The organism is Bradyrhizobium sp. SK17, assembly GCF_002831585.1.
Classification (GTDB): Bacteria; Pseudomonadota; Alphaproteobacteria; order Rhizobiales; family Xanthobacteraceae; genus Bradyrhizobium.
In genome coordinates this window covers 2,755,442-2,781,274 of the sequence record NZ_CP025113.1, presented here as the reverse complement: position 1 = coordinate 2,781,274, position 25,833 = coordinate 2,755,442, and the positions used below count along the sequence as shown (strand labels likewise).

Sequence of the window (25,833 nt, the reverse complement as noted above, 5' to 3'; positions counted from 1 at the left end):
ACGCGTAGCCGGGCAGGATGGCGTAGACTTTGTTGCCCGCCGAGCTAAAGCCGGCATTCGCCGGATTGGCGCTGGCCAGCGGCGTCGCCAGGACATTGACCGAACCGCCGCGGCCGGAGATGAAGCCGGCGCCGGCGAGCATCCCGCCACCGGACATGTCGAGCACGGCGCCGGGCTCGCCGACCATCGAGTTGGTCCTTATGGAGATGCCGGTCGCAACGCGGTATTGCCCCCCTGACAGGACCTCGAGCGAACTGAGATCGAGCAGCGTGCCGGCCCCCTGGTAGGTGATGCCATCCGGCGTGCCGCCGAACGGCATCGTGAGCCCGTTGGCGCTGGAGGAGGTGACGCTACCGGATCGGAAGATCACGGTCGTCGGCTTGGTGACGGTATCGTCGTAATTTATGTTCGAGATGAGCGGCGGATTGAACAACACGGCACCGAGCGGCGCGCGCACGATGCCGCCCTGGTCGATCTTGGCGCCGATAAAGGACAGTTGGCCGAATGCCGAAGCCGGCACCGCGGGGAGAGCCCCGCCATTGCCGCGGATGGTCAGCACGGCATCAGGCTTGAGCGCGGGGCTCCAGACCCCGCCGGTATTGTTGGTCCGCAGATACATGCCGACGTAGATTGCAGCGTTGGCGCCGCTGAGCGGATAGAGCTGGGCTGCCTGAATGGTCAGGTCGCCGGGAGCCACCACCGCGCTGGTGGCAAGCCGGATGTCCCCGGAGCTCTGGAGTGTGATCTGGTCGAACCCCGGTGCATTGACGAGATGCGGTCCCGACGTATGGGTGCCCTGGTCGGTAAACGGCGCCGGAATATTGTTGGTATCGCTGATATAGAGCAGCGCACCGCTGCCCTGAGCGCCGAATGCACCGAAGCGGAGAGTGCCGCTGATATCGATCAGGTCGGCCGCGATATGGAGGCTGTTGTCATTGCGGAGGCTCGGTCCACTGACACCGAGGCCAGGCTGATACTGCTGAAGTGACGCCTGGTTGTTGTCGATCCGGCCGTCCAGCCGAACATAGGGTGCGGCAAGCGAAATAGCGGCGTTGGGCGTGTCGCTCGAGGCGGTGATGATGCCACCAGAAAGCGTGAGGCTGCGCCGCATCGCCAGATTGACGTCGCCCTTGAAGACGAACAGGTCGGACGTGCGCAACGACAGCGAGTCGAATCCTCCGGCATGAATCTGGTCGACGCCGAGCACGGCGGTGCCGAATTGCAGCGCCGGGTCCGCTTTGCCCGGCGTCAAATCCGCGGCCAATCCGCTCGATGGGTTGTTCTGGACGATGGTGACGTTGTGCAGCTTCTGGATCGCATCGGGGATCAGACCGATACCGTCAGGGGCCAGCGGCCCGGCAATCAGCGGGGTGTAGATGCGGCCGACGAGACTGATTGCGAGCGTGCCGCCGGATGCTCCGGGGCCGCCCGCCGAGGCGCGCATTTCGCCGTCAAGATAGATGCCGTTGTCGGAATAGAGCCCGATGCTGCCGCCGTTGCTCGCGACGAGCCTTGGACGCGATGGCGTGCTTGGCGACGCCCCGGCGGAGAGATCGATGATCGCCGACGTGCCCGAGGCATCGAGCCGGGCGCCCGGGCGGATGACGACGAAGGCATCGCTGGCCTGATCAGCCACCCCGTGCCACCGAGCTGAATGGTACCGCCGTCGCTCACCGTGCCGTAGCTGCGGCCCGATCGGTCCTGCGCGATAACGGCCGTGCCTGACACGTCGAGAACGGCATCTTCGCCGATCCAGACCGAGCGGGTCAGCGAGAAACTACCGTGGCGGCCGGCAACCTGCGCCTGCCCCGCCGCGTCCACGACGCTGTTGACGCTGATCGTACCGCCCGGAACCGTGATTCGACCGTCGATCGTGGTCTGGCCGTTGGCGAGGATGCTGACCGACTTGCCAGGATCGGCAGCGATCGCAGCCTCTCGCTGCAGCGTAAAATCGCCGAGGCTCGCAAGCGTCAGGGCCGCACCTATGCGCGGTGTGACTTTGGCAGCGACCGGATCATCCAGGTAAGCGGGCGGCAGCCATAGCTCGGCAGTGGCAGCCAATCCGCCTCCGCTCCGCGCAGCAAACGACGTCGCAGCGAACTGATAGACCGGCACCACCGGTTTCAGGTTGGCGCCATCGGTGACGAGAAGGCCAGCGCCGCTGGTGATATTATAGCTGGTGAAACCCGATGCCAGCAGGCCGCTGTCCAGCGTCAGCACCGGCTTGATAGCCGCCGGAGTCGGCAACACCGTGCCGGCGGGAATCAGCGTGCCCGCTGGCAGCGTTAGAGGCGCAGTCGTCAGGTCACCGGCGTGATACGAGGCCAGAACCTGCGGCACGACAGTGAAGCTCTGGGGAAACACCGACGACGGCAGCACCGTGCCGGCCGGCACCGGGCTGATCGAGAAAAGCACCGTACCCGCCGGCACCGTTTGTCCCGTGCCGAAATATGCAAATGTGCTGCTGAACGCATAGACCCCGCGGGAACGACCCAGGCGCCCGCGGTCGTGATCGAGTTCGGCACGAAATTCGGCGAGATCGCGACCGATGTCGGCTGATCGAGCGGCGCGGACGTCAGCGCGTTGGTGTAGTCGATAGGAACCTTGCTGCCGGTCGGGATGACGAGGTCCTGATTGAGCCTCAAACTGATGCGGGCTGGCGTATTCGCTGCGAGCGTACCGCCTGCGAGCGCCGCATCGTCGCCGATGACGATGGTCTGACCGGCATTGAGCGTCAGGTTGCCGCCGCCATTGAAGCCATAGGCGCGCACGGTGCCGTCGAAAATCAGCGGCGCCGAGCGGTCGGTGCTGAAATAATTGGTGGCCCCGAGGTGGGAATAATCGTTGGTGATCAGGCTGACGCTGCCGCCGGTTCCGCCGCGCGTCTTGTTGTTCAGGACGATGGCGCCGCCGGATGAGACATCGACGAGGCTGCCGCTCGCAAGCGTGATGCCGCCGGTGGTCGATACGGTCAGCGCCCCCCCGTTGAGATAGCCAAGACCGGACGTGTTGCTCGGATCGATCTGCGCATTTGTCCACAACCCCGACAGGTCGACGGTGACACCAGAACCAATGGCCACGGAGGCCGGCGTGCTTCCCGTCGTCAGCGCCCACCATTGCTCCAACTGGCCGCTCGCCAGCACCGCATGCATGATGTTGCCGAGCGTGATGCTGCCGCTATGGGCCGTGACGTCAGCGTTGAGGGCGATCGACGGGGCCGCGAAGGTGATCTGGCCTCCAGGCGCGAGCGTCAGTGGCGCAGCGCCGGTGATCTGGTTGCTGGTTGCGAAATTGAGACCGCCGAGCCCGAAACTGTTGAGCGTCGGCGCATCGAAATAGGCGGTTCCGGCACGATTCGACGGCAGCGCATCGGTTGCACCGACTCCATCGCCGATTGGCGCCACATTGCCGAACCGGACATTGGTGTTGTAGGCGCCGGTGAGACCGAAGCCCGTGTACTTCCCGAGCGCGAGCGTACCGGCCAGCGGCACGGTCGTCTGCGTCAACTTGTAGCCGTCGGTGACGCCCGCTGAACGCGCCGTGGCCTGCCGTTCTCCATCGATGACATCGGCAAGGATCGCGCCTTCGAAGACGGCGGTCGGAGTCGAGAGGTTGAGCCGGCCGGCATCGCGTCCGATCGTGTAGCCGCTCTCCCAGCGGACGCTGCCCCTGCCGAACGGACTGAGATAGATCTCGACGACGTTCCAGCGTTGATGGTTGACGACGAAGCCATTCGCCAGGCTGACATAGGTGAGACCGGACGGTGCATTATTGGCGTCGTAGATTCGCCCGTCGCTACCGAGCAGATTGGTCTGACGTATCCAGCCGTCCTGATAGCGCACAGCGCCGCCGGAGATGTTGAAGATCGAGCCCCGTTGGGCGACGACTTCCGGCGCGGATAGCGTGATCGAACCGCCGACGGCGGTCCATTCTCCGATTGTATGCCCTGTATTGCTGAGATAGCCGGAAACTTCCAGCAGACCACCCGGGGTGTAGTAGCGATCGGAGGCATAGCCTCCGGTGCCCGCCGGCACCAGAACGAGATTGCGTGCGTCGACCCAGACATTCTTGTTGAGCAGTGTCCCACTGTCGCGGTTCTGCGGGGAGTCGCGCAGCTCATTGCCCTGGATATTCACGGAGATGTCGTTGGTCGACATCGCCAGCACGGTGCCGGTCATACCGGACACGTCGATGACCGATCCCGTCTCGGCGAAGACACGCTTGCCGGCGGATACCGCCACCTGGCCGCCCTGGGCCATCGTCAGCGAACCATTCCGGAAATTCACGATGCCGCCGCTGACGATCTCGACGCGAGACTGGTCCTTGCGATCGGCAAGCGTCGAGAGATTGTCGAACAGGCCAGTGGCGAGGCCGTTGGCGCCCGACGCCGCGATCAGACTATCGCGCTGGGCATTCAACGCGGTGGCGTTCGGATTGATGCCGGCCACGAGCGCGGCCGCAGCATCAGTCTCAGGCAGGACCAAATTGATGCTGTTGCCGGTCAGTGTGACGCTGCCGGTGCCGTCCGAGGCAGAGTTCAACAGATGGATGGTTCCGCGCTGATTGACCGACGTCGTCGAGAGCAGGATCCCATCCTGGGTGATGGCGTGACCGGCAAGCGTGATGTCGCCCCGCTGCGCCAAGATGAGACCGGTGTTACCGACCGCGCCGCTGACGCTGCCTGCGCGCAGCAAGGGAGCGATCTCGTTGCCTCGAGTCGTCGAATACTGGTTGACGTTGGTGCCGTACCCCGGTCGCAGGATGAAGTCGTCGCCAGCGGAGAGCATGACCTGCCCCTGGGGCGTGGTGATGGCGCCGGCATTGGTGACCTCGCTACCCATCAGCAACACGAAGCCGCCGCCCGATGTGTTCGATACCGGCGGATTGGTCGTGATCAATGCACCCTTCTCGACGACGATCTTTCCGCCTGCCCCACTGAAGCTTGGCAGGTAGCTCGCGTTGCTCTGTGACGAGTAGATGCCATTGGTGATGAACTGCTGGTCGGTGATGGCGGCGGTGGAAGCGATCAGCGAACCGACGTTGATCTGACTGGCGCCGCCGAAGATGATGCCGTTCTGGTTGATCACCAGCACCTGGCCGGGAGCATTGATACGGCCGAGAATCTGGCTCGGAGCGAGATTGCCGCCCACGCGATTGAGCGCGGTCCAGTTGCTCGCCTGCTGATTGAAGTTGAGGGTGGTCTGGCTGCCGACGTTGAAGGTCTGCCAGTTGAGGATCGCCCGCGCGGCGGTCTGCTCGACGGTGACGGTGGCCTGGCCGCCGCTGACCGACTGTGTCGGCAGATTGGCGCCCTGCCACAGGCTCGAGCCCGCGGTCGCGCCCGGCGCCACCTGAAGGCCGCCGGGCGTCAGACCGTTCGGCACCACCACCTGGGGCAAGGCGTTCGAACGCTGCGTGGCGGCCGCCGCGTTGCGTGCACTGGCCTGGGCGGCTTGCAGGGCCTCGATCGCCCTTGCCGCACGCATGAGCGCATCCTGGCTCTGCCTGGCGACGTCGGTGGCCTGCTGAGCGGCGCGACTTGCCGCATCACTTGCGACCGCAGGCGCCGCCGTCATCGTGGCATAGCTGCCAAACGGCCGCGCCGTCGCCGCCTGGGGTGCGGTCAACATCAACGCCAACGCGCTTGTTCCAGTCAGAAGCAGCCGCCGCGAGAGCACATGGTGTACCCCGAGGATCGTCGACCCCATGGAAGAGGCGCGGGTGGCGCGATGCACCTTGCTTCGGGTGGCTTGACGATGGGGCATTCCGATCCTCTCAGCGATATCGATTTTCGATCCGCTGCGAAGACGGATGCGGATCGTGGAATCCACCGACGCTCCAGATTTTTTTTGCAGGGAACGGGATCGCCCCGCCTTGCGAGCCCTCACCCCACCAGCACGACGCCACCAGGCAAGGATCGAATCCGGATACCCATCGCCTTCGACATGAAATCAACCGCATCCTCAATGCGGTCGAGGCGGAAACTTGCAACCACCAGACGTCGGCCGAGCGCCGCATCGAGCAGGACGACACGCCCCGAGCGGTAACGATTCACCTCATCGATCACCTGGGTCAGCGGCGCGCGGCGGAATATCAGCAATCCGCGTTGCCAGGCAGCAACGGTCTCCGGGTCGATTCCGCTAATTTCGTGAGGACCCCCAGCGTCATAGACAATCTGCTGTCCATTCCGAATGGTGACCGCACGCTGCTGGCAATTGACCACAAGCTCGCCGGCACTACAGCTCACGCTGACGGAGGCACCGTCCTTGCGGATGTTGAAGGAAGCCTCGCGCGCGGCAACACGGCCATTGCCCGCGATCACCACCAGTTCGCGGTCGACGGTCCCGCGGCTGGAGACTGCGGCCTCTCCCGCAATCAACTCGATCTGAGCACCACCGTCGACCGGGGCACGCAGATCTAGGCTGGTCCGAGTGTTGAGCTCCACCGCGGCCAGGTTCCCGATCTCGATCTTTCGTCGTTCACCCGTGCTCGTGCGATAATCTGCAGCGAGTTCGGCGATGGATGGCCACAGTTCGAGCGGCGGCCGAAGCGCCACCACGCCCGCGGCCGACGCCGCCAGCGCCGCCCCGCCGATGAGAAAGCCGCGCCTTGCGAGCATTCGTTGCGGCTGCGACACGGCCGCCTGCGCCGCTCGGGCGTCCTCCGCCTTGCGCGCGGCATCGCCGAGCACATTCCAGAACAATGTCGCCTCGGCAAACTCTGCGGCATGGGCGGGACTGCTTTCACGCCATCGATCAAAGGCCTGAACGTCAGCCCCGGTGGCCTCACCGCTGTTGAGCCGGCGCAGCCAGTCGAGCGCTTCCGTCCGCAGCGCTGCTTTGCCCGCCGAATCTCGGTGTGGAATGCTCATGGCCTGCCTGGTTCGATCCGCTCTGCCGATTGCCTCATGTCCTAGACGATCCCAGGTCACCCGTTCCGCCCCCGCTTTCGTCTTTTCTCCAAACTTTACTGAGGTGATCCAGCGCGATCGCCAGTTCGCGGTCGACCACCCGTACCGTCACGCCGAGCCGCTCGGCGATCATCTTGTAGGGCAGGCCTTCCAGCCGCGCCGCGACGAAAACCGCCCGCCGGCGCGGCGGCATGGCGTTGATGGCCTCGGACAGCGCTTCCAGTTCGAGCCGCGCCTCGGCAATGCGCGCGGGATCGAGATCATCTTGAGCCCGCAAGTGGATCGCCTCGACATCGGCCACAACGAGCCGCGACCGTTCCGCGCGCTGGCGATCGGTCGCCACATTGAGGACCACCTTGTAGAGATAGGCCCTTGGATTTTGCACCACGGTTGCCGACGCGCCGGCGTCGCTGCGTTGCAGCCGCAACCATGCTTCGTGAAGCACCTCGCTGGCGAAATCGAACGAGCCGAACCGGCGGCCCAACCGCTCCTTGAGGCCGTGATAGTCGTCGATCAGAAGACGACGCAACGCCGACAGCAAGGTCTCGGTCATCGCCTCGCCTCGCGGCCTCGCGCGGCGTCCTTGCAATAGCCGTCCGCGATTGCTTCCGACGTGATGAGCAAGGTGACCGGCTGCGGTAGATCGCTCGGCGGCGCTGCCCCAACCACGAGTTCGCGAAAGCTTGTCGCGAGCATCGCGTCCCGTTTGGCGTCGCCGGACGATGTCAGGAGTTCCGCGCGCTCGGCCGTGCCTGACTGCCCGATCCAGACCCGCGCCAGCACACGATACGAGCCGGGCAACGTCTCCCTTTGACGGCACAGCGCGTTGCGCAGCGCGTCTTGCACCCGCGCCGAATAGGCGTCGAAACGCCGCACCGTCGGAGACATGTCGCTTGTGCTGCGCCGGTTTCCGTCGGTGAGTTCGGGAACAAGCGTGAGGCCATCATTACCGATCATCCGCGCAGCAATCCCGGTTCCGGCAAGCAGCTGCGCAAGCGCGGCCTCGGCGGTGAAGGCCCCCTTCACCCCGTTCGTTCGCCGCCCTTCGGTCATATCGGCATCGAACAGCAACTGCATGCGCGTTGCCGCGCCATAAGCGGTCAGTGCCGTGTCAAGCGGCTCGGCCGGGATGTCGAATTCGATGAGCGGCTCAGTGGCCAACACGCCCTGCGGAATGACGGCGGCAATCACAACAACCAAACCAATCACCGCCAACAAGGCACCGCATCTTGGGACCGATCCCGGCAAGTAAAACCCAACTGCCATTTCTGTGGGATCCGAGGAAGGCTCCACCACAACGGCAGGTAGCCCTGCCAGATGACAAAGGCATGACGAGAGGCCACGAACAGGATTTGCGGCAACGACTGCGCTTCAACGCTTGTCGTAGCGAGCCGCATCTGACGAGCTACCCAAACCGCGCGCGTCCGCAACGGACGTTCTTGAAGCTTGCGCAGATCGAAGCATGAACGTGGTCAAGCGACGAGCGGGGGAGAGGTCGCGCTCCAGAGCACGGGACGGATCCACCGCGGTGAACGGCCCGCTCATTGGTTCGACGAGATCGGCGCCACGGCGAATGCCGGCGCAAGACATCGTGGTTTGGCGGAGAAAATCGCTGAGTGAGCGGCTCATGGTAGCGGGGGAGGGACTCGAACCCCCGACCCCAGGATTATGATTCCCGTGCTCTAACCAGCTGAGCTACCCCGCCATGGGCTCGCGGATCGCGGCGTGGAGCCGCTCCTTGCGAACGCGCGGCATATAAAGAGTGGCATGCGCGCCTGTCAAGCAAAGCTGGACGGGGCCGCAAACTATTGCGGCGAGAGGTTATTTTGGCCTGACCGACGGGTCGCCGCCGGGGCTGCCGGGCGGTGGAATCACTGGCGTGTTGCCGCCCTGCGGGGTCGGCGCACGCATTTCGGGATCGACGCCGGCCGGCGGGCACAGCACCCCGTCGGATTTGGCAAGCTTGTCGCCCAGCGGCTGGGCGCCCTGTCCAGTGGTGGTTCCCTCGGAAGCCGCCGCGCCCGGATGCGACGGCTGCTGCGGCGCGCAATTCTGATTCTGGACGGTACGTGACGGCGCCGGCGGCGTGGCTGGCGCGGGCGGCGCCTGCGCCGCGGCCACGGCCGGCGCCAGCATCAGCACCCAGGACAAAGCGAGTGTTCGGTTGATCGTCATGACGAGAAAACCGGAACGACGCGCCGATGTTCCCCGTCAAAATCGCCGCAGGCTCACGATTTGCGGAACCGGATCAGCGAGAAATGCCCCATCGGCGGCATCGGCCTGCGTTCCGCGAGACTGACGCCGCCATGCCGGACGGCCCAGTCGGTCAGTCGCGCCCACGGAAATTCCGGTCGCCAGCCGAGCCTTCGCGCCAACGGCGCGAAGGCCAGTTCGAAGACCCGGCGCGCCCCGCTCTCGGCGCCGATGTGATTGACCAGGATCAGTTCGCCGCCAGGTTTCAGCACCCGAATGAAATCGTCGAGCGTCGCCTCGGGATCCGGCACCGCGGTGATGACGTATTGCGCGACCACCGCGTCGAAGAATGCGTCCGGAAATGCGAGGTTCTTGGCGTCCATCACCGCCAGCGTCTCGACATTGGAGAGGCCCAGCGCACGCACGCGCTTGAGCGCCCGCCGCAGCATCGGCTCGGAAATATCGACGCCGCACAGCCGCGTCGTGCGCGCATATTCCGACAACGACAACCCGGTGCCGACGCCGACATCGAGCACGCGTCCGCCGATCCGGTCGGCTTCCGCGATGGTCGATTGACGGCCGTGATCGAACACCTTGCCGAACACCAGATCGTAGATCGGTGCCCAGCGGCCATACGCCTTTTCGACCCCGTCGCGGTCGATGTCCCCAGCCATTCCCTGCCCCGAATTCAGCTTTGTTTGCGCATGACCGTTTCGGAAAACCGGTTGCCACTTTTCCGGATCATGCGCTAGCCGCGGATCGCTTCCGCGAGCGGCGCCACTGTATCGCCTGTGACGCCACGCGTCGCACGGCTTGCGGTCGCACTCTTGATGAAGCCGCCGCCAAGCACCCGCGCCTGCCCGGAGGCCGCGTCATAGAACACGCAGGCCTGGCCGGGCGACACGCCCTCCTCGCCGGCAACGAGCTCGACCTCATAACCGCCACCGGCGGCGCGCAGCCATGCCGGTTGCGGCGCGCGGGTCGAACGCACGCGGACATAGATCTCGATGCCGTCGCCGATCACGCGATCCAGCGCACCGTCGCCGATCCAGTTGACGTCGCGCAGCGCGATGCGGTCCATCCGCAACGCCTCGCGCGGCCCGACCACGACCCGGCGCGTCGCCGCGTCGAGCTTGACCACATAGAGCGGATGGCCGGAGGCGATGCCGAGGCCCTTGCGCTGGCCGACGGTGAAATGAACGATGCCCTGGTGCTGGCCGACGACGTTGCCGGCGAGATCGACGATGTCGCCCGGCGCGATCGCATTCGGCTTCAGCCGTCCGATGATGTCGGTGTAGCGGCCGGTCGGCACGAAGCAGATGTCCTGGCTGTCCTGCTTGTCGGCGACCTCGAGCTCGAAACGCCGCGCCAGTTCGCGGGTCTCCGGCTTGGTCATGTCGCCGAGCGGAAAGCGCAGGAAGTCGAGCTGCTCGCGCGTGGTGGCGAACAGGAAGTAGCTCTGGTCGCGGTCGGCATCCGCCGCGCAGACCAGCGCGCGCGATCCATCCGCGAGCCGGCGCGAGGCGACATAGTGGCCGGTGGCGAGCGCCTGCGCGCCGAGCTCGCGCGCGGTCGCGAGCAGATCGCGGAACTTGACCGAACGGTTGCACTCGATGCACGGCACCGGCGTCTCGCCAAGCGCGTAGCTGTCGGCGAAATTGTCGATCACCGATTGCTTGAAGCGGCTTTCATAGTCGAGCACGTAATGCGGGATGCCGATCCGCTCGGCGACGTTGCGGGCGTCGTGAATATCGCGGCCGGCGCAGCAGGCGCCCTTGCGATGGGTCGCGGCGCCGTGGTCGTAGAGCTGCAGCGTGATCCCGACCACGTCATAGCCCTGCGACTTCAACAGCGCAGCCGTCACCGACGAGTCGACGCCACCGGACATCGCAACGACGATCCGGGTGTCTTCAGGGCGGCCTTCGAGGTCCAGGCTGTTGAGCATCTTCAAGCGGTCATTGGTCACTGTCGCGGCGAGCTTATGCGCTCCGCGACGAAATTGGAAAAAGCCTTTGTCCAGAGAGCCTTAGAACGCGTCCAAGATCGGCTCGGTCGGTTCAGGACGCGTTGGAGGCCACCTTTAATATAGGCCGTATTCCGGCGAGGCAATCCGGCGCAAGCCGCGGCGTGCCACGCGCAGACGGCAAATCTTGCCGCCGGGCAAAAAGAAGGCCGGTCGGGAACCGGTTCCGGTCCGTAAGCGCAAAAGCTAATACATTGAAGTATCTGAATATTTTGTGCCTGCCGTGGTTGGCCCACTCCTTGCTGACAGAACGCCGGAAGTCTCATTTGCGAGGGTTGGCAGTGGTCAGCGTCACGTCGGAAGCATTGGCAGGCCTGTCTTTTCAGGGCGCGACACCGCGCCCTGCGCGGTCCGATTCCAGCTCGCGGACCAGCAATGACGGTTTTGCCGCGCTGGTCGACAGCGGCACCGCGTCCAGCAGCGACAGCAGCCGCTACGACACGCAACCGGCGCCCGCGCGCCGGTCTGACGATGCCTCCCGCGACGGCAGCACGGCCCCCGACCGGACCGCGCGGGATTCCACGAGCTCGCGAGACGACAAGAAGGTCGACAGCGACGATGCCTCGTCGCGCAAGACCAAGTCGAAATCGAAATCGGACGACTCGAAATCGAGCACCGACACGCAATCCACGACCGGCACATCGGCGACCGCGCAAGCCACGCCACAGCCGGATCCGTCCAATGCCGCAACGGCCAGTGCGGTGATCGCTGCCGCGGCAGCGCCGGCAGCCGATCCGACGGCGGCGGCCAGCGCGCCATCCGACCAGCCGGCCGCACCGCTTGCGATCGCCGCCGCCGCCATCGCGGCAAGCGCGGCGATCGCCGGCACTGGTGCTACTGCCGGCACGGGTACGCCCGCGGCGACCGGCACCGCAACTGCGGCGGTCACGACGGCGAATGCCGATAAGGTCGCCAAGGCGGCCGGCGTCAAGACCGAGGAGCAGCTCGTCACCGGCACCGATGCCGCAACGGTCGCAGGCGCAGCGGCGTCGTCCGGCGATGCTGCACTCGGCACGACGGTCGCCGCCGCAACGCCCGCCACGAAGACCATTCAAGCCAAGGTGCAGATGACCGCAAAGGACGCCACCGCGACCGCGCCTGCCGACCCGGACAGCGCCGCCTCTAGCAGCGGCGGCGCCGCGTCGGCCGCCCCGACCACTATCGTGCCCGCGGTCGCGCAGGCTGCCGCGGTCACCGGCAAGGCGAAGGCCACCGCGGACGGTGCGGCCGATGCCATCAAGGCCGATACGAACGGCGACGGCAGCACCGCGCCGACGCCGACCATCGGCGGTCACGCTGCCGCGCAGGCCCAGCTCGCGACGCCTGATCCCAGCGCACAGGCGGCGAATGCATTGCAGCCGCAACTGCCCGCCACCCAGACTACGCCCTCCGCGACCGCGCAATTGACCGTGACCAACGCCGCGCAAGCTGCCGCGGTGCCGCTCAGCGGGCTCGCGATGCAGATCGCGGCCTCCGCCAAGAGCGGCAAGAGCCGCTTCGAGATCCGGCTCGACCCCGCCGAGCTCGGCCGCATCGATATCCGCATCGATGTCGACCGCAACGGCCAGGTGACCTCGCATCTCACCGTCGAACGCCCGGAAACGCTGTCGATGCTGCGCCAGGACGCCAACCAGTTGCAGCGCGCACTCGACAATGCCGGCCTCTCGACCAGCAATGGCGGATTGCAGTTCAGCCTGCGCGACCAGTCGCAGTCGGGTCAGAACAGCAATGGCCAGTCCAATCCGAACGCGCACCATCTGATCGTCGCCGAAGAGGACAGCGCTCCCGCAGCGGCAGCCGGCCGCTCCTATGGACGCACCACCAGCGCCCTCGGCGGCGTCGATATAAGAGTGTAAGGAGTTCATCATGGCAGTCGACGCAAGCATGCCGACGCCGGTCGTCTCTGCACCGGGCACCAACAGCGGAACGAGCTCCGGAAGCAGCAGCGGCAGCGGCCTGACCACCTCGAAGGGCATCGCCGACAATTTCCAGACCTTCCTGACGCTGCTGACCACGCAGTTGCAGAACCAGAACCCGCTCGACCCACTCGACACCAACCAGTTCACCCAGCAGCTCGTGCAGTTCGCCGGTGTCGAGCAGCAGCTGAAATCCAACGATCAGCTCAAGCAGTTGATCGCGATCGAGAAGAGCGCGCAGTCGACCCAGGCACTGGTCTATGTCGGCAACACGGTCGCGGTCGACGGCAGCAAGACGCAGTTCAACAAATCCGCGACCTGGAATCTGGTGTCCCCGCAGGCCACCAGCGCCACCATCACGATCACGACCGCGACCGGCCAGACCGCCTATTCCGGCAATTTCAACCTCAGTCAGGGCAATGCCAGCTTCGTCTGGGACGGCAAGGGCAATGACGGCACGCAATGGCCGGCCGGCACCTACACGTTGACCGCCACAGGCAAGGACTCCAAGGGCAACCCGATCGCGATTTCCACCGAGGTGCAGGGCATGGTGGATTCCGTCGACCTGACCGCCTCGCCGCCGCTGCTCTCGATCGGTGGCCAGACCTACACCACCGACAAGGTCAAGCGCGTGGTCCGCGGCACCACGAGCTCGAGCTAACCTCGGCCTGCGGGCGCGTTGCATCACGTCAATCACCGGCGTCGTCCCGGCGAAGGCCGGGCCACTTACGCTGCGGCGAGTTGCAGGGACTCGCCGCTCCGGCAGCGCGCAACAATCGGCATTTGGGGTGACGGGAACGGCGGTAATCTGGCGCGAGCCGGTTCGCAATCTCTCGCCAACAACATCAATAGACATGATCAGAAATAAATTGCCGCACGTCAGCTGTCTGTAAGCAAGCCAGCGCTATCGTGATTTTCCGCGCCCGATCGCCGATTCTGCCCTGAAACCTCCGCAGCCACCCAAGCCGCCCGCCTTCGACCACCGGGAAGAGTTAGCTCGTGAACCCGACACGTCCCCCATCGCCCGACCGCGCTCCCAACGCTCCCCGGCACGCGATGGCCATGCCTCCTCAGCTCGCCGAGACGATGGCCGAGAACGCGCGGCTCAGGACCATCGCCATCACCGTCATGCTGGAGATTGCAGCGCTCCGCGAACGGCTGCCGGCCGCAGAAGAGTAGCCGCGCGGCTGCATATCGAATGTGGTTGAGCGCACGCGTCATGCTTTCGAGAGCCGCCTAACACTTTCCGGATCATGCGCTCGGTCGGGCGATCAACGCGACCAGCGAGTGCTGTCGGCGGCCCTCACTTCGACTGCCCCGCTGCATCAAGGATCAGCCGTGCGATCGCGTCGGGCTGCGAGATCAGCGCGAGATGGCTGGCCTTCAGCTCGATCGTGGTGGCGCCCATCCGCTTCGCCATGAAGCGCTCGAGATCCGGATTGATGGTGCGGTCCTCGGTCGAGACGGCGTAATAGCTCGGCTTGCTGCGCCAGGCGGCGTGGCTGGTCTTGCCTGCCAGCAATTGCCTGTGGAACGGCTGCTGCACGGCGTAGAGCACCTTCGCCTTGGCTTCGGGCAGGTCGCCGGCGAAATCGCGCAGGAAGGCTGCTTCCGACAGCCGCCCCTCGTCGCCGTCGAACACGATGCCGGCGCTCGCCGGCGGCGTCGGATAGGTCTTGGCCAGCGCGGTGTAGTCCTCGTTCGCATCGGGAGCGCGCGCGGCGACATAGACCAGCGCCGACACCTTCGGATGCATGCCGGCCTCGGTGACGATCATGCCGGAAAAGGAATGGCCGACCAGCACCGTCGGGCCATCCTGCCGATCGAGCACACGCTGCGCCGAGGCAACCGCTTCGTCGAGCGTGGTCAGCGGATTTTGCACCGACGTTACATTGAGCCCGGCCGCTTGCAGGCGCGGAATGACGTCCGACCAGCAGGAGCCGTCGGCAAACAGGCCATGCACCAGCACGACGTTGCGTGCCTGCACCGGTGGCGTGGTTGCGGCCGTGCCGCGCGAGGACACCAGCGAAGCCGCCGCGCCAGCCAGCAGGGCGGTCGAGAAAGTACGTCTGTTCATCATCATGACAAGGGCTCGGATGGAAGGAGTGAAGTGCTCACCTGCGATGAGCGGACAACCTCTCCTACGCACGCAATGGCGCATGGTTACGAGCGGTGTCGCTCCAAGCGCGGACATCAAGGATAGTTGAACAGGGTGGGAAGGCCGACCAAGGTTCACCTCGTATGACGCCGTTCAAGTAGCGGGGAGATACTGAGGGGAACGACGATTTCCTGTTGCTGCCGGCCGGACCCGGCGGTCTGGCGGCCGGACGGCCGGGGATGAAACCGGCATTCCGCCCGGGCCTTCGATTTGTTGAATCCGGCCTTTGCCGCCCCTCTGTTCCCGGCCGTTCCAACGAGATTCGTATTGAACGCTTGGGCTTAGGCAAATTTTAAACCGGTGGGCGTAGTTTACCTCCTGCGAGTTCAGTGGTTGAGAGTTTGTGAGTACGCCATGACAGAACCCCATCGCCCGAGGGTAAAATACGTCATCGGGCCTGACGGCAGCCCGTTAACGATTGCGGACCTGCCGGCCCCGGTACCAAGCGGTGGGTCATCCGCCGCAAGGCCGAAGTCGTCGCTGCGGTCCGCGGCGGCCTGCTCTCCCTTGAGGAGGCCTGCAGCCGCTACACTTTGACCGTCGATGAATTCCTTTCCTGGCAGTTCTCGATTGACCAGCATGGTCTGGCCGGGCTGCGCACCACACGGATCCAGCAGTACCGGCAGTAAGTTTCGCCTTAATGGTGCATTTGATGAAAACCGGCTTCGCCTTGCGAAGCCGGTTTTTTTCATGTCCGCGTTTTTGCCGCGGTTCTTAACCTTCGTTAACCATATCGAAACCATACCCTAGGCAATATTTGCCCAGTCGGACCCGCGTGGGCCGAATCCCTGGGGGCCGTTGGTGCAAAGTCTGGTTGCTTTCCTGAGAGGTCTTGGTGCGGCCCGTCTCGTGGCCATGGTTGCGGTCACCGCAGCGCTGATCGGTTTCTTCGCCTTCGTCATCATGCGCGTCACCACGCCGCAGATGACCACCCTGTTCACCGATCTGTCGACCGAGGATTCCTCCGCCATCATCAAGGAGCTGGAGCGCCAGGCGATTCCGTTCGAGCTGCGCAATGACGGCGCGGCGATCATGGTGCCGAAGGACAAGGTGACGCGGCTCAGGATGAAGCTCGCCGAGGGCGGCATGCCCAAGGGCGGCGGCGTCGGCTACGAGATCTTCGACAAATCGGATGCGCTGGGCACCACAAGCTTCGTCCAGAACATCAATCATCTGCGCGCGCTGGAGGGCGAGCTCGCCCGCACCATCCGCGCCATCGACCGCGTCCAGGCCGCGCGGGTCCACCTCGTGCTGCCGGAAAAGCCGCTGTTCTCGCGCGAGACGCCGGAGCCTTCGGCCTCGATCGTGCTCAGGGTGCGCGGTTCGCTGGAGCCGCAGCAGATCCGCGCGATCCGCCACGTGGTCGCCTCCGCCGTCAACGGACTGAAGCCGACCCGGGTCTCGATCGTCGACGAAGCCGGCCAGTTGTTGGCCGACGGCGCCCAATCGGATGCCGATGCCGCGGTTGGCGACGAGCGTCGCGCCGCGTTCGAGAAGCGGATGCGCAAGCAGGTCGAGGACATCGTCTCCTCGGTGGTCGGCGCCGGCCGCGCCCGGGTCCAGCTCTCGGCCGACTTCGATTACAACAAGATCACCCAGACCTCGGACAAGTTCGACCCCGAAGGCCGCGTGCTGCGCTCGACCCAGACCCGCGAAGAAAGCAGCCTCACCGCCGACAATTCCGGCCAGGTCACCGTCAACAACGAGCTGCCGGGCAACCAGAACCAGGACAACGCCGCCCGCGCCCGCGACCAGAGCAAGAAGAGCGAGGAAACCAACAATTACGAGATTTCCCGCACCACCAAGACCGAGGTGACCGAAGCCGGCCGCGTCAACCGCATCTCGGTCGCGGTGCTGGTCGACGGCAGCTACGCCAAGAACGACAAGGGCGAGCTGGTCTACCAGGACCGCACCAAGGATCAGCTCGACCGCATCGCAGCCCTGGTCCGCTCCGCAATCGGCTTCGACCAGAAGCGCGGCGACCAGGTCGAGGTCGTCAACCTGCGCTTCGCCGAGCCGCCCGCGACGCAGCCGATCGCCGAACCGACCGGCCTGCTCGGCATGCTGCAATTCACCAAGGATGACGTGATGTACGTCATCGAGCTCGGTGTCATGATGATGCTGGGCCTGGTCGTGCTGTTCATGGTGGTCCGCCCGCTGGTCAAGCGCATCGTCGCCGCCGACGTGGTCCCGGCGCTGGCCGGTGCCGGCGCGCCCGCGATGGCGGAAGCGAGCGCAGAAAGCACCGGCGCGACCGGGCAGGCCTTGATCCCGAGCAGCAACGGCGCGGCGCAACTGATCGACGTCGCCCAGATCCAGGGCCAGGTCCATGCCCAGGCCGTGCATCGGGTCGGCGAGCTCGCCGAGCGCAATCCGAACGAAACCGTCTCCATTGTCCGTCAATGGCTGAGCGAGCCTGCAGAGAGCTGACATGGCAGCAGTACCGCAGACCACCAACGCCAACGACATCGCCACCGTCCTCTCGACGCTGGCGACCCGGCAGCACGCGCGCCCCAAGGCCAAGCCGCTGCCCGGCCCGAAGCGCGCCGCGATCCTGATGCTCGCGCTCGGCGAACAGTATGGCGGCAAGATCTGGTCGATGCTCGACGACGAGGAGGTCCGCGAGCTGTCGGTCCACATGTCGACGCTCGGCACCGTCGAGGCCGACGTGGTCGAGGATCTGATGCTGGAATTCGTCTCGCGGATGTCGGCCTCCGGCGCGCTGATGGGCAATTTCGACGCCACCGAACGACTGCTGCAACAGTACCTGCCGGCCGAGCGGGTCACCGGCATCATGGACGAGATCCGCGGCCCAGCCGGCCGCAACATGTGGGAGAAGCTCTCCAACGTGCAGGAAGAGGTGCTCGCCAACTACCTCAAGAACGAGTACCCGCAGACCATCGCCGTGGTGCTGTCGAAGCTGAAGCCGGAGCATGCCGCCCGCGTGCTGGCGATCCTGCCCGAGGACATCGCCCTCGACGTGGTCGGCCGCATGCTGCGCATGGAGGCGGTGCAGAAGGAAGTCATCGAGCGGGTCGAGCAGACGCTGCGTACCGAGTTCATGTCGAACCTGTCGCAGACCCGCCGCCGCGACGCCCATGAGGTGATGGCCGAGATCTTCAACAATTTCGACCGCCAGACCGAGACCCGCTTCATCACCTCGCTGGAGGAAGAGAACCGCGAATCCGCCGAGCGCATCAAGGCGCTGATGTTCACCTTCGACGACCTGATCAAGCTGGATTCCGCGTCGGCGCAGACGTTGATGCGCAACATCGACAAGGACAAGCTCGGCGTGGCGCTGAAGAGCGCCAACGAGGAGGTGCGCAGCTTCTTCCTCGGCAACATGTCCTCGCGCGCCGGCAAGATGCTGATGGACGACATGGCCGCGATGGGCCCGGTGCGGCTGCGCGACGTCGACGAGGCGCAGGCGCTGCTGGTCAACCTCGCCAAGGACCTCGCCGCGCGCGGCGAGATCACGCTGACCAAGAACCGCGCCGACGACGAGCTGGTGTACTGATGGCCGCCCCCGCAAAATTCCTGTTCGACACGGATTTCTCGGCGCCGGACCGCTCGCGCGAACGCGCGCCGACGCCGGCCGAGGTCGCCCAGAAAGTGGCCGATGCCGAGGCACGGGCCTACCGCGCCGGCTATGAGGCCGCGTTGCGCGAGGCCAAGGTCGAGAGCGACCGCCGCGCCGCGCAGGCGCTGGAGGAGATCGGCACCGCGATCAAGGGCATCGCCGCGCGCTTTGCCGGCATCGAGACCCGGATGGAGACCGAGGCGGTCGACGTCGCGGTCGCGGTCGCCCGCAAGCTGTGCTCCGAACTGATCGCGCGCGAGCCGCTCGGCGAGATTACCGCGCTGGTCTCCGACTGCTTCTCGCATCTGGTGGCGACGCCGCACCTGGTGGTCCGCATCAATGACGCGCTCTACGAGGCGGCGCACGACAATATCGAGCGGATGGCGGCGCATTCCGGCTTCCAGGGCCGGCTGGTGATCCTGGCCGAACCGACCATTGCGACCGGCGACTGCCGGATCGAATGGGCTGACGGCGGCGTGGTGCTGGAACGCGCGGCGATCGAAGGCAAGATCAACGAACTCGTCGGGCGCTATCTGGCGTCTCGCGACCAGGCCGGCTGAAGGCGATTGAGGGCTGAACCATGAGCGACACCAACGTCCCGCTTCCCGATCTCAACTCCGCCGACGCGCCGGGGATCGACGACATCGGCTACAACGAGGACGAACATGCCGCGCGCATCGCGGCCGATCTCGAGGCCGTGTTCGACGTGCCGGTGCAGGTCTCGGCGGTGCTCGGCCGCTCCAAGATGGACGTCGGTGACCTCTTGAAGCTCGGGCCGGGCACCGTGCTCGAGCTCGACCGCCGCGTCGGCGAGGCGATCGACATCTACGTCAACAACCGCCTGGTGGCGCGTGGCGAAGTGGTGCTGGTGGAAGACAAGCTCGGCGTGACCATGACCGAAATCATCAAGGCAGAGCGCTCTTAACAATCTAGCGGTAGCGCGCGGAACCTGCGCGACCAGACGAACAGGAGATCATCATGCGGCTTCTCATCGTTGGCACCCTGAAGGGCCAGCTCACGACCGCGACCAAGATCGCGATGGACAACGGCGCCACGGTGACCCACGCCGAGGCGGCCGAACAGGCGATGGGTGTGCTGCGCGGCGGCAAGGGTGCCGACCTGCTGCTGGTCGATGTCGGCCTCGACATCCGCGATCTGGTGATGCGGCTCGAGGCCGAGCACATCCACGTGCCGATCGTCGCCTGCGGCATCTCCAACGATGCCCGCGCCGCGGTCGCCGCGATCCACGCCGGCGCCAAGGAATACATCCCGCTGCCGCCCGATCCAGAACTGATCGCGGCCGTGCTCGGCGCGGTCGCCAACGACGCGCGCGACCTGATCTGGCGCGACGAGGCGATGGGCCGGGTGATCAAGCTCGCGCAGCAGATCGCGGGCTCGGAGGCCTCGGTCATGATCACCGGCGAGTCCGGTACCGGCAAAGAGGTGCTGGCGCGCTATGTCCACTCCCGTTCGGCCCGCGCCAAGCGGCCGTTCATCTCGATCAACTGCGCGGCGATCCCCGAGCACCTGCTGGAATCCGAACTGTTCGGCCATGAGAAGGGCGCCTTCACCGGCGCGGTGGCGCGCCGCATCGGCAAGTTCGAGGAAGCCACCGGCGGGACGCTGCTGCTCGACGAAATCTCCGAGATGGACGTGCGCCTTCAATCCAAATTGCTGCGCGCAATCCAGGAACGCGTGATCGACCGCGTCGGCGGCACCAAGCCGGTCCCGGTCGACATCCGCATCATCGCGACCTCGAACCGCAACCTGTCGGAGGCGGTGCGCGAGGGCAGCTTCCGCGAGGACCTGCTGTTCCGCCTCAACGTCGTCAATCTGAAGATTCCGCCGCTGCGCGATCGTCCGGCCGACATCCTCGAACTGGCGCAGCACTTCGCCAAGAAATATGCCGAGGCCAACGGCCTGCCGGTGCGCCCGATCTCGACCGAAGCCCGTCAGATCCTGACCGCGAACCGCTGGCAGGGCAACGTGCGCGAGCTCGAGAACACCATCCATCGCTCGGTGCTGATGGCCCAGGGCGACGAGATCGGTCCCGAGGCGATCCTGACCCCGGATGGCGACCGCCTCGACCTCGCCAAGACCGCGCCCGCGGTCGCGCACGCCACGCTCGCCGCCGAGCAGGTCACCCGCGCGCTGGTCGGCCGCACCGTCGCCGACGTCGAACGCGACCTGATCCTGGAAACGCTGAAGCACTGCCTCGGCAACCGCACCCATGCCGCGAATATCCTGGGCATCTCGATCCGCACGCTGCGCAACAAGCTGAATGAATATGCCGACGGCGGCATCCCGATCACCCCGGCCGGCAATGGCGGCGGCGACTATCAGCGGCTGGCGACGGCCGGCTGAACCACGAGAGGCGGGAGGAACTGGCCCCGCCGCTTGCCGCGCGTCACGAATAGCTGGGCGCGTCGGGCTTGCGGAAGATCCGGATCGGATCACCCGGCGTGACGTCGCGGCCGCTGAACGTCGCATACGCATAGAGCGCCAGATACGCGACCGCGATCGCGCCGACGAGATAGAACAGCCAGGTCCCCACGCGCTTCATCGAACCGTCACGTCTCCCAGACACCGGCGGCTTTTAGTCCGCAGCCCGGCAAAACGCTAGCTCGACGACTCCAAGCCCGTCAGTTAGCGCGGGCCGCTTGCGTGGACGTGACGCGACGGCAGGCTGACCTCGGCGAGCCGCGCGGCATCCTCCTCGCGGTCAATCGCGACATATTCGCCGTGCCAATAGGCCAGCGCGGCGGTGCGCTCCGAGGCGATCACGTCGAGCACGCGGCCGATGACGATCGCATGCGAATGCCGTTCGATGACCTCCTCGACCTCGCAGTCGACAGCGGCCAGCGCCCCGACCAGCAGCGGTACACCGGTGGCGCGCGTCGTCCATTCGGCGCCGGTGAAGCGGTCGGCACCCTTCACCCCGCCCTTGCCGGTGAATCGCTCGGCGATGTCGAGCTGATCCGCGGTCAGGATGTTGACGCCGAACGCGCCATGGCGGGCGATCAGCGGCCATGAGGAGGCGGCGCGGTTGATGCCGACGATCAGCGACGGCGGCTCGACTGACAGCGATGACACCGAGGTCACCGTCATCCCCGAGATGTCCTTGCCCCGGCCGGCCGTGATGATGCTGACACCACCGGTGAGATGGCGCATCGCGCCGCGGAAATCGGCAGCCGTAACCGCTGATGCGATCGAAACGTTGCGGACGACGGAGTTCATGACGGCCTCACAGATCGGATGTGTCTTCGCTGCCTTCCAGCAGATGCTTCAGGATCTCGCCTTCCAGCGCGGCGAGCTCGGCCGACCCGCGCCGGCGCGGCCGCGGCAGGTCGATCGTGACGTCCTGCGCGATGCGGCCATCCTCGATGACCAGCACGCGGTCGGCGAGCGCGACGGCCTCGGCGACGTCGTGCGTCACCAGGATCGCGGTAAAGCCCTGGTCGCGCCAGACCCGCTCCAGCAATTGCTGCATCGAGATCCGGGTCAATGCATCGAGCGCGCCGAGCGGCTCGTCGAACGCCAGCACGCGCGGCTGGCTGACCAGCGCCCGCGCCAGCGCAACGCGCTGCTTCTGGCCGCCCGAGAGCACCGACGGCCACTGGCTGCGCTTGTCGCCGAGGCCGACCTCGACCAGCGCCCGTTCGGCGCGCGCCTGCGCATCCGTCGAGGAACGCTCGCGTCCCAGACCGACCTCGACATTGGAGAGCACTCGCGCCCAGGGCAACAGCCGCGGCTCCTGGAACATGACGCGGACATCCTGCGCCCGCGGCTGTTCGCCGAAAGCGATAGTCCCCGCGGTCGGCGCATCGAGGCCCGCGACCAGGCGCAGCAGCGTGCTCTTGCCGCAGCCGCTGCGGCCGACGATCGCCACGAACTGGCCGGCCGGGATGTGCAGGTCGATGCCGCGCAACACCTCATTGTCGCCGAACGCCTTGCGCAGGCCGCGGATGGTCAGCGATAACCCACGGGTCGCGGCGTCCGGTCCTCGGCGCAGCTGCCGCGCCTGCACGACGATGTCGGCACGATCGACCGGCTCGGCGTCCACCGCCTGGAAACGAAGCGCTTCTTGCATTCTCATTCTCACTTGTTCTGGAAGGCGGGGTGCCACGACAGGGTCAGCCGCTCCAGCGCCCGGGAGGCGCTGTCGGCAAGCTTGCCGAGCAGGGCGTAGATCAGGATCGAGAGCACGACGACGTCGATCAGCATGAACTCGCGCGCCTGCATCGCCATGTAGCCGAGGCCCGACGAGGCCGCGATGGTTTCGGCGACGATCAGGGTCAGCCACATGATGCCGAGCGCAAAGCGCAGGCCGACGAAGATCGAAGGCAGTGCGCCCGGGAAGATCACCCGGCGGAACAGCTCGCCATCGGTCATGCCGTAGATCCGGCCCATCTCGATCAGTTGCGGATCGACGGTGCGGATGCCGTGCAGCGTGTTGAGATAGATCGGGAAGAACACGCCCAGCGCCACCAGAAAGAGCTTGGCCGACTCGTCGATGCCGAACCAGAGGATGACGAGCGGAATCAGCGCCAGATGCGGGATGTTGCGCACCATCTGCAACGTGGTGTCGGTGAGCTTGGCCGAGAGCTGCGACAGGCCGTTGGCGAGACCGAAGGCGAAGCCGATGCCGCCGCCGATCAGGAAGCCGATCGAGGCGCGCCAGAAGCTGACCCAGATGTTGCGGACCAGCTCACCGGACAGCAGAAGTTTCCATCCCGCCAGCGCGACGTCAGTCGGCGCCGGAAGTACGCGCGAGGGAACAAAACCGGTGACGCAGGCAAGCTGCCAGATCAGCACGATCGCGAGCGGCACGATCCAGGGGATCAGTCCATCGACCTTCGGCAATTTGGGCGCGCCGACGCGCGGGCGTGAATCGATCAAGCTCATGATTGCGATGCCTGTTTCTGCGGCCGATATTCATTGCCGATGGTCTCGCCAAACGGCCCGGTGTTGACCCGGATCGGCGTCACGTTGTTACCGTGTCCGAGCGACAGCAGCGGGAATACCAGCTCGGCGAAACGATAGGCTTCCTCGAGATGCGGGTACCCCGACATGATGAAGGTATCGACGCCGATGTCCTGATACTCCTTGATCCGCGCAGCGACCGTCTCGGGATCGCCGACCAGCGCGGTGCCGGCCCCGCCGCGCACCAAGCCGACGCCGGCCCACAGGTTCGGGCTGATCTCGAGCTTGTCGCGCCGGCCGCCATGCAGCTGCGCCATGCGCTGCTGACCGACCGAATCCATCCGGGAGAAGATCTTCTGCGCGGTGGCGATGGTGTCGTCGGTGAGGTGCTGGATCAGTTCGTCGGCGGCGCGCCACGCCTCGGCATTGGTCTCGCGCACGATCACATGCAGGCGGATGCCGAACGACAGCTTACGGCCCCGCCTCTCTGCGACCGCTTTCACCCGCGCGACCTTGTCGGCGACTTGCGCCGGCGGCTCGCCCCAGGTCAGGTATTTGTCGACGGTATCGACCGCGACGTCGATGCCGGCATCCGACGAACCGCCGAAATACAGCGGCGGCCGCGGCGACTGCACCGGATTGAACAGCAAGCGGCCGTCCTCGATCCGGATGTGCTGGCCATCGACATTGACCGTCTTGCCCGCGAGCAGATCGCTGTAGACGTTGAGGAACTCGCGGGTCACCGCGTAGCGCTCGTCATGATTTAGGAAGATGCCGTCGCCCTTGTTCTCGATCGGATCGCCGCCGGTGACGACGTTGATCAGGAGGCGGCCGTTCGACAGCCGGTCCAGGGTCGCGGTCATGCGCGCAGCGACGCTCGGCGATTGCAGGCCGGGCCTGACCGCCACGAGATAGCGCAGCCGCTCGGTCCAGGGCGCGACGGCCGACGCCACGACCCAGGAGTCTTCGCAGCTCCGCCCGGTCGGCAGCAGCACGCCGTAATAGCCGAGTTGGTCGGCGGCCTGCGCGATCTGACGCAAATAGTTGAAATTCACCTCGCGGCCGCCGATCGACGTGCCGAGATAACGGCTGTCGCCATGGGTTGGCAGGAACCAGAGGATGTTGGCGTTGGTTGGGGTGCTCACGTGCCTGGCCTCCATGCGACGTCGGAAATCTTGATTTGTTTGGGGATCAGGCCGAGCGCGAAGAACGTGTCGGCGACCTGTTGCTGATCGGCGATGACGGCATCGGTGACCGGCTTGATGCCGTAGGCCTGCCGCTTCAGCGCGACCTCGACCACCGGCACCGACAGGCCAATGCTCGGCGCCAGCTGTTCGGCGACGGCGTGGATATCGTTCTTGGCCCAGTCATCGACCTCGCTGAGCTGCGCCAGCACGAGCTGGACGATCTTCGGATCGGCTTGTAGGAATCTCTTCGAGGCGAAGTAGAACTGGTAGTTGGCGACGATGCCGGTGCCGTCGGCGACAGTGCGCGCGCCGGTCGCGGCCTCGGTCGCAGCCTGGAACGGATCCCAAATCACCCAGGCATCGACCGAACCGCGCTCGAACGCCGCGCGCGCGTCGGCCGGCGCCAGGAATACCGGCTCGATCTCGGAATATTTGACGCCGGCTTTCTCCAGCGCCTTCACCAGGAGATAGTGGACGTTGGAGCCCTTGTTGAGCGCGACCTTCTTGCCCTTGAGGTCGGCGACCGATTTGATCGGGCTGTCCTTCGGCACCAGGATCGCCTCGCCCTTCGGCGCCGGCGGCTCATAGGCGACATACTGGATCGGCGCGCCGGCGGCCTGCGCGAAGATCGGCGGCGCCTCGCCGGTGTTGCCGAAATCGATCGCGCCGACGTTGAGTGCTTCGAGCAGCGGTGGCCCGGACGGAAACTCGGTCCACACCACCTTGGTGCCGACCGCCTTCAACTTCTCCTCGAGCGAACCCTTGCTCTTCAGCAGCACCAGCTTGCCGTATTTCTGGTAGCCGATGCGGACCACCTTCTCTTCGCCGTAGGACGCGCTGACGGTGGCGGCAACGATGCTGACCGACAGCACTGCGCGGGCGACCCAGCGCCGGAACAAACCCGTCATGAGAAATCCTTCTGCATTGAAATGACCAAATGCGC

General features: G+C 65.7%; 22 protein-coding genes, 1 tRNA gene and 1 pseudogene. 8 read left to right on the top strand and 16 right to left on the bottom strand.

The window, feature by feature from the left end; genetic code table 11:
• Window positions 1-1,362: 1,362 nt before the first annotated feature.
• The 9 genes from CWS35_RS38965 to mnmA all read right to left on the bottom strand — a co-directional run bounded on the left by CWS35_RS38965 (window position 1,363) and on the right by mnmA (window position 11,048).
• Complete coding sequence (locus tag CWS35_RS38965; RefSeq protein ID WP_157817136.1) at window positions 1,363-2,415, bottom strand: hypothetical protein; 1,053 nt, start codon at window positions 2,413-2,415, stop codon at window positions 1,363-1,365.
• Window positions 2,301-5,765 (bottom strand): filamentous hemagglutinin N-terminal domain-containing protein, encoded by a 3,465-nt coding sequence (locus CWS35_RS12995; RefSeq protein ID WP_157817135.1) that lies wholly within the window; start codon window positions 5,763-5,765, stop codon window positions 2,301-2,303. The genes CWS35_RS38965 and CWS35_RS12995 overlap by 115 nt, the downstream gene beginning before the upstream one ends.
• Window positions 5,766-5,884: 119 nt before the next feature.
• A complete protein-coding gene (locus CWS35_RS12990) occupies window positions 5,885-6,871 on the bottom strand; it encodes a FecR domain-containing protein (protein WP_100952098.1) in 987 nt (328 codons plus the stop codon).
• Between the two features lie 34 nt (window positions 6,872-6,905).
• Complete coding sequence (locus CWS35_RS12985) at window positions 6,906-7,463, bottom strand: RNA polymerase sigma factor (RefSeq protein WP_100952097.1); 558 nt, start codon at window positions 7,461-7,463, stop codon at window positions 6,906-6,908.
• Window positions 7,460-8,119, bottom strand: coding sequence for an STN domain-containing protein (locus CWS35_RS12980; RefSeq protein WP_245439050.1), 660 nt, complete (start codon window positions 8,117-8,119; stop codon window positions 7,460-7,462). Before CWS35_RS12980 ends, CWS35_RS12985 begins: the two co-directional genes overlap by 4 nt.
• 419 nt (window positions 8,120-8,538) lie before the next feature.
• Window positions 8,539-8,615, bottom strand: a tRNA-Met gene (locus CWS35_RS12975).
• A 116-nt stretch (window positions 8,616-8,731) separates the two neighbouring features.
• Entirely contained in the window at window positions 8,732-9,085 is a 354-nt protein-coding gene (locus CWS35_RS12970; RefSeq protein WP_168226317.1) for a hypothetical protein, read from the bottom strand.
• Between the two features lie 53 nt (window positions 9,086-9,138).
• The gene (locus CWS35_RS12965; RefSeq protein ID WP_100952095.1) at window positions 9,139-9,777 is read right to left on the bottom strand and encodes a methyltransferase domain-containing protein; all 639 of its coding nucleotides are present in this window, start codon (window positions 9,775-9,777) and stop codon (window positions 9,139-9,141) included.
• Window positions 9,778-9,851: 74 nt separating this feature from the next.
• On the bottom strand, window positions 9,852-11,048 hold the full coding sequence (gene mnmA, locus CWS35_RS12960; protein ID WP_024582973.1) for a tRNA 2-thiouridine(34) synthase MnmA: 1,197 nt from the start codon (window positions 11,046-11,048) through the stop codon (window positions 9,852-9,854).
• 359 nt (window positions 11,049-11,407) lie between these two features.
• Here mnmA and CWS35_RS12955 point away from each other — a divergent pair, with 359 nt between their 5' ends.
• Window positions 11,408-12,982: a flagellar hook-length control protein FliK gene (locus tag CWS35_RS12955; RefSeq protein ID WP_100952094.1), complete on the top strand. Its 1,575-nt coding sequence runs from the start codon at window positions 11,408-11,410 to the stop codon at window positions 12,980-12,982.
• A 10-nt stretch (window positions 12,983-12,992) separates the two neighbouring features.
• Complete coding sequence (locus tag CWS35_RS12950) at window positions 12,993-13,703, top strand: flagellar hook assembly protein FlgD (protein WP_024582971.1); 711 nt, start codon at window positions 12,993-12,995, stop codon at window positions 13,701-13,703.
• A 642-nt stretch (window positions 13,704-14,345) separates the two neighbouring features.
• Here the strand turns inward: CWS35_RS12950 and CWS35_RS12945 are convergent.
• A complete protein-coding gene (locus CWS35_RS12945) occupies window positions 14,346-15,125 on the bottom strand; it encodes an alpha/beta fold hydrolase (RefSeq protein ID WP_100952093.1) in 780 nt (259 codons plus the stop codon).
• Window positions 15,126-15,554: 429 nt separating this feature from the next.
• Here CWS35_RS12945 and CWS35_RS12940 point away from each other — a divergent pair.
• From CWS35_RS12940 to CWS35_RS12915, 6 genes and pseudogenes are all read left to right on the top strand, one after another.
• Window positions 15,555-15,829: pseudogene (locus CWS35_RS12940) on the top strand (DUF1153 domain-containing protein).
• Window positions 15,830-16,001: 172 nt separating this feature from the next.
• The gene (gene fliF / locus CWS35_RS12935; protein WP_024582969.1) at window positions 16,002-17,630 is read left to right on the top strand and encodes a flagellar basal-body MS-ring/collar protein FliF; all 1,629 of its coding nucleotides are present in this window, start codon (window positions 16,002-16,004) and stop codon (window positions 17,628-17,630) included.
• A 1-nt stretch (window position 17,631) separates the two neighbouring features.
• Window positions 17,632-18,717 carry a flagellar motor switch protein FliG gene (gene fliG, locus CWS35_RS12930; RefSeq protein WP_024582968.1) on the top strand — a complete coding sequence of 362 codons (1,086 nt, stop codon included), beginning with the start codon at window positions 17,632-17,634 and terminating at the stop codon, window positions 18,715-18,717.
• Window positions 18,717-19,340 (top strand): FliH/SctL family protein, encoded by a 624-nt coding sequence (locus CWS35_RS12925; RefSeq protein WP_024582967.1) that lies wholly within the window; start codon window positions 18,717-18,719, stop codon window positions 19,338-19,340. The genes fliG and CWS35_RS12925 overlap by 1 nt, the downstream gene beginning before the upstream one ends.
• 20 nt (window positions 19,341-19,360) lie before the next feature.
• Window positions 19,361-19,705 carry a flagellar motor switch protein FliN gene (gene fliN / locus CWS35_RS12920; RefSeq protein WP_024582966.1) on the top strand — a complete coding sequence of 115 codons (345 nt, stop codon included), beginning with the start codon at window positions 19,361-19,363 and terminating at the stop codon, window positions 19,703-19,705.
• Window positions 19,706-19,758: 53 nt separating this feature from the next.
• Window positions 19,759-21,144 carry a sigma-54 dependent transcriptional regulator gene (locus tag CWS35_RS12915; protein ID WP_100952092.1) on the top strand — a complete coding sequence of 462 codons (1,386 nt, stop codon included), beginning with the start codon at window positions 19,759-19,761 and terminating at the stop codon, window positions 21,142-21,144.
• Between the two features lie 43 nt (window positions 21,145-21,187).
• On the opposite strand, the gene CWS35_RS39515 is transcribed toward CWS35_RS12915, so the two are convergent.
• From CWS35_RS39515 to CWS35_RS12890, 6 genes are all read right to left on the bottom strand, one after another.
• On the bottom strand, window positions 21,188-21,343 hold the full coding sequence (locus tag CWS35_RS39515) for a hypothetical protein (RefSeq protein WP_024582964.1): 156 nt from the start codon (window positions 21,341-21,343) through the stop codon (window positions 21,188-21,190).
• Between the two features lie 83 nt (window positions 21,344-21,426).
• The gene (locus CWS35_RS12910; RefSeq protein WP_100952091.1) at window positions 21,427-22,017 is read right to left on the bottom strand and encodes a flavin reductase family protein; all 591 of its coding nucleotides are present in this window, start codon (window positions 22,015-22,017) and stop codon (window positions 21,427-21,429) included.
• A 7-nt stretch (window positions 22,018-22,024) separates the two neighbouring features.
• Window positions 22,025-22,870 carry an ATP-binding cassette domain-containing protein gene (locus tag CWS35_RS12905; protein WP_024582962.1) on the bottom strand — a complete coding sequence of 282 codons (846 nt, stop codon included), beginning with the start codon at window positions 22,868-22,870 and terminating at the stop codon, window positions 22,025-22,027.
• Window positions 22,871-22,878: 8 nt separating this feature from the next.
• On the bottom strand, window positions 22,879-23,685 hold the full coding sequence (locus CWS35_RS12900) for an ABC transporter permease subunit (protein WP_100952090.1): 807 nt from the start codon (window positions 23,683-23,685) through the stop codon (window positions 22,879-22,881).
• Window positions 23,682-24,863 carry an FMNH2-dependent alkanesulfonate monooxygenase gene (gene ssuD / locus CWS35_RS12895; RefSeq protein ID WP_100952089.1) on the bottom strand — a complete coding sequence of 394 codons (1,182 nt, stop codon included), beginning with the start codon at window positions 24,861-24,863 and terminating at the stop codon, window positions 23,682-23,684. The genes CWS35_RS12900 and ssuD overlap by 4 nt, the downstream gene beginning before the upstream one ends.
• Entirely contained in the window at window positions 24,845-25,798 is a 954-nt protein-coding gene (locus CWS35_RS12890) for a sulfonate ABC transporter substrate-binding protein (protein WP_100952088.1), read from the bottom strand. The genes ssuD and CWS35_RS12890 overlap by 19 nt, the downstream gene beginning before the upstream one ends.
• Window positions 25,799-25,833: the final 35 nt, after the last annotated feature.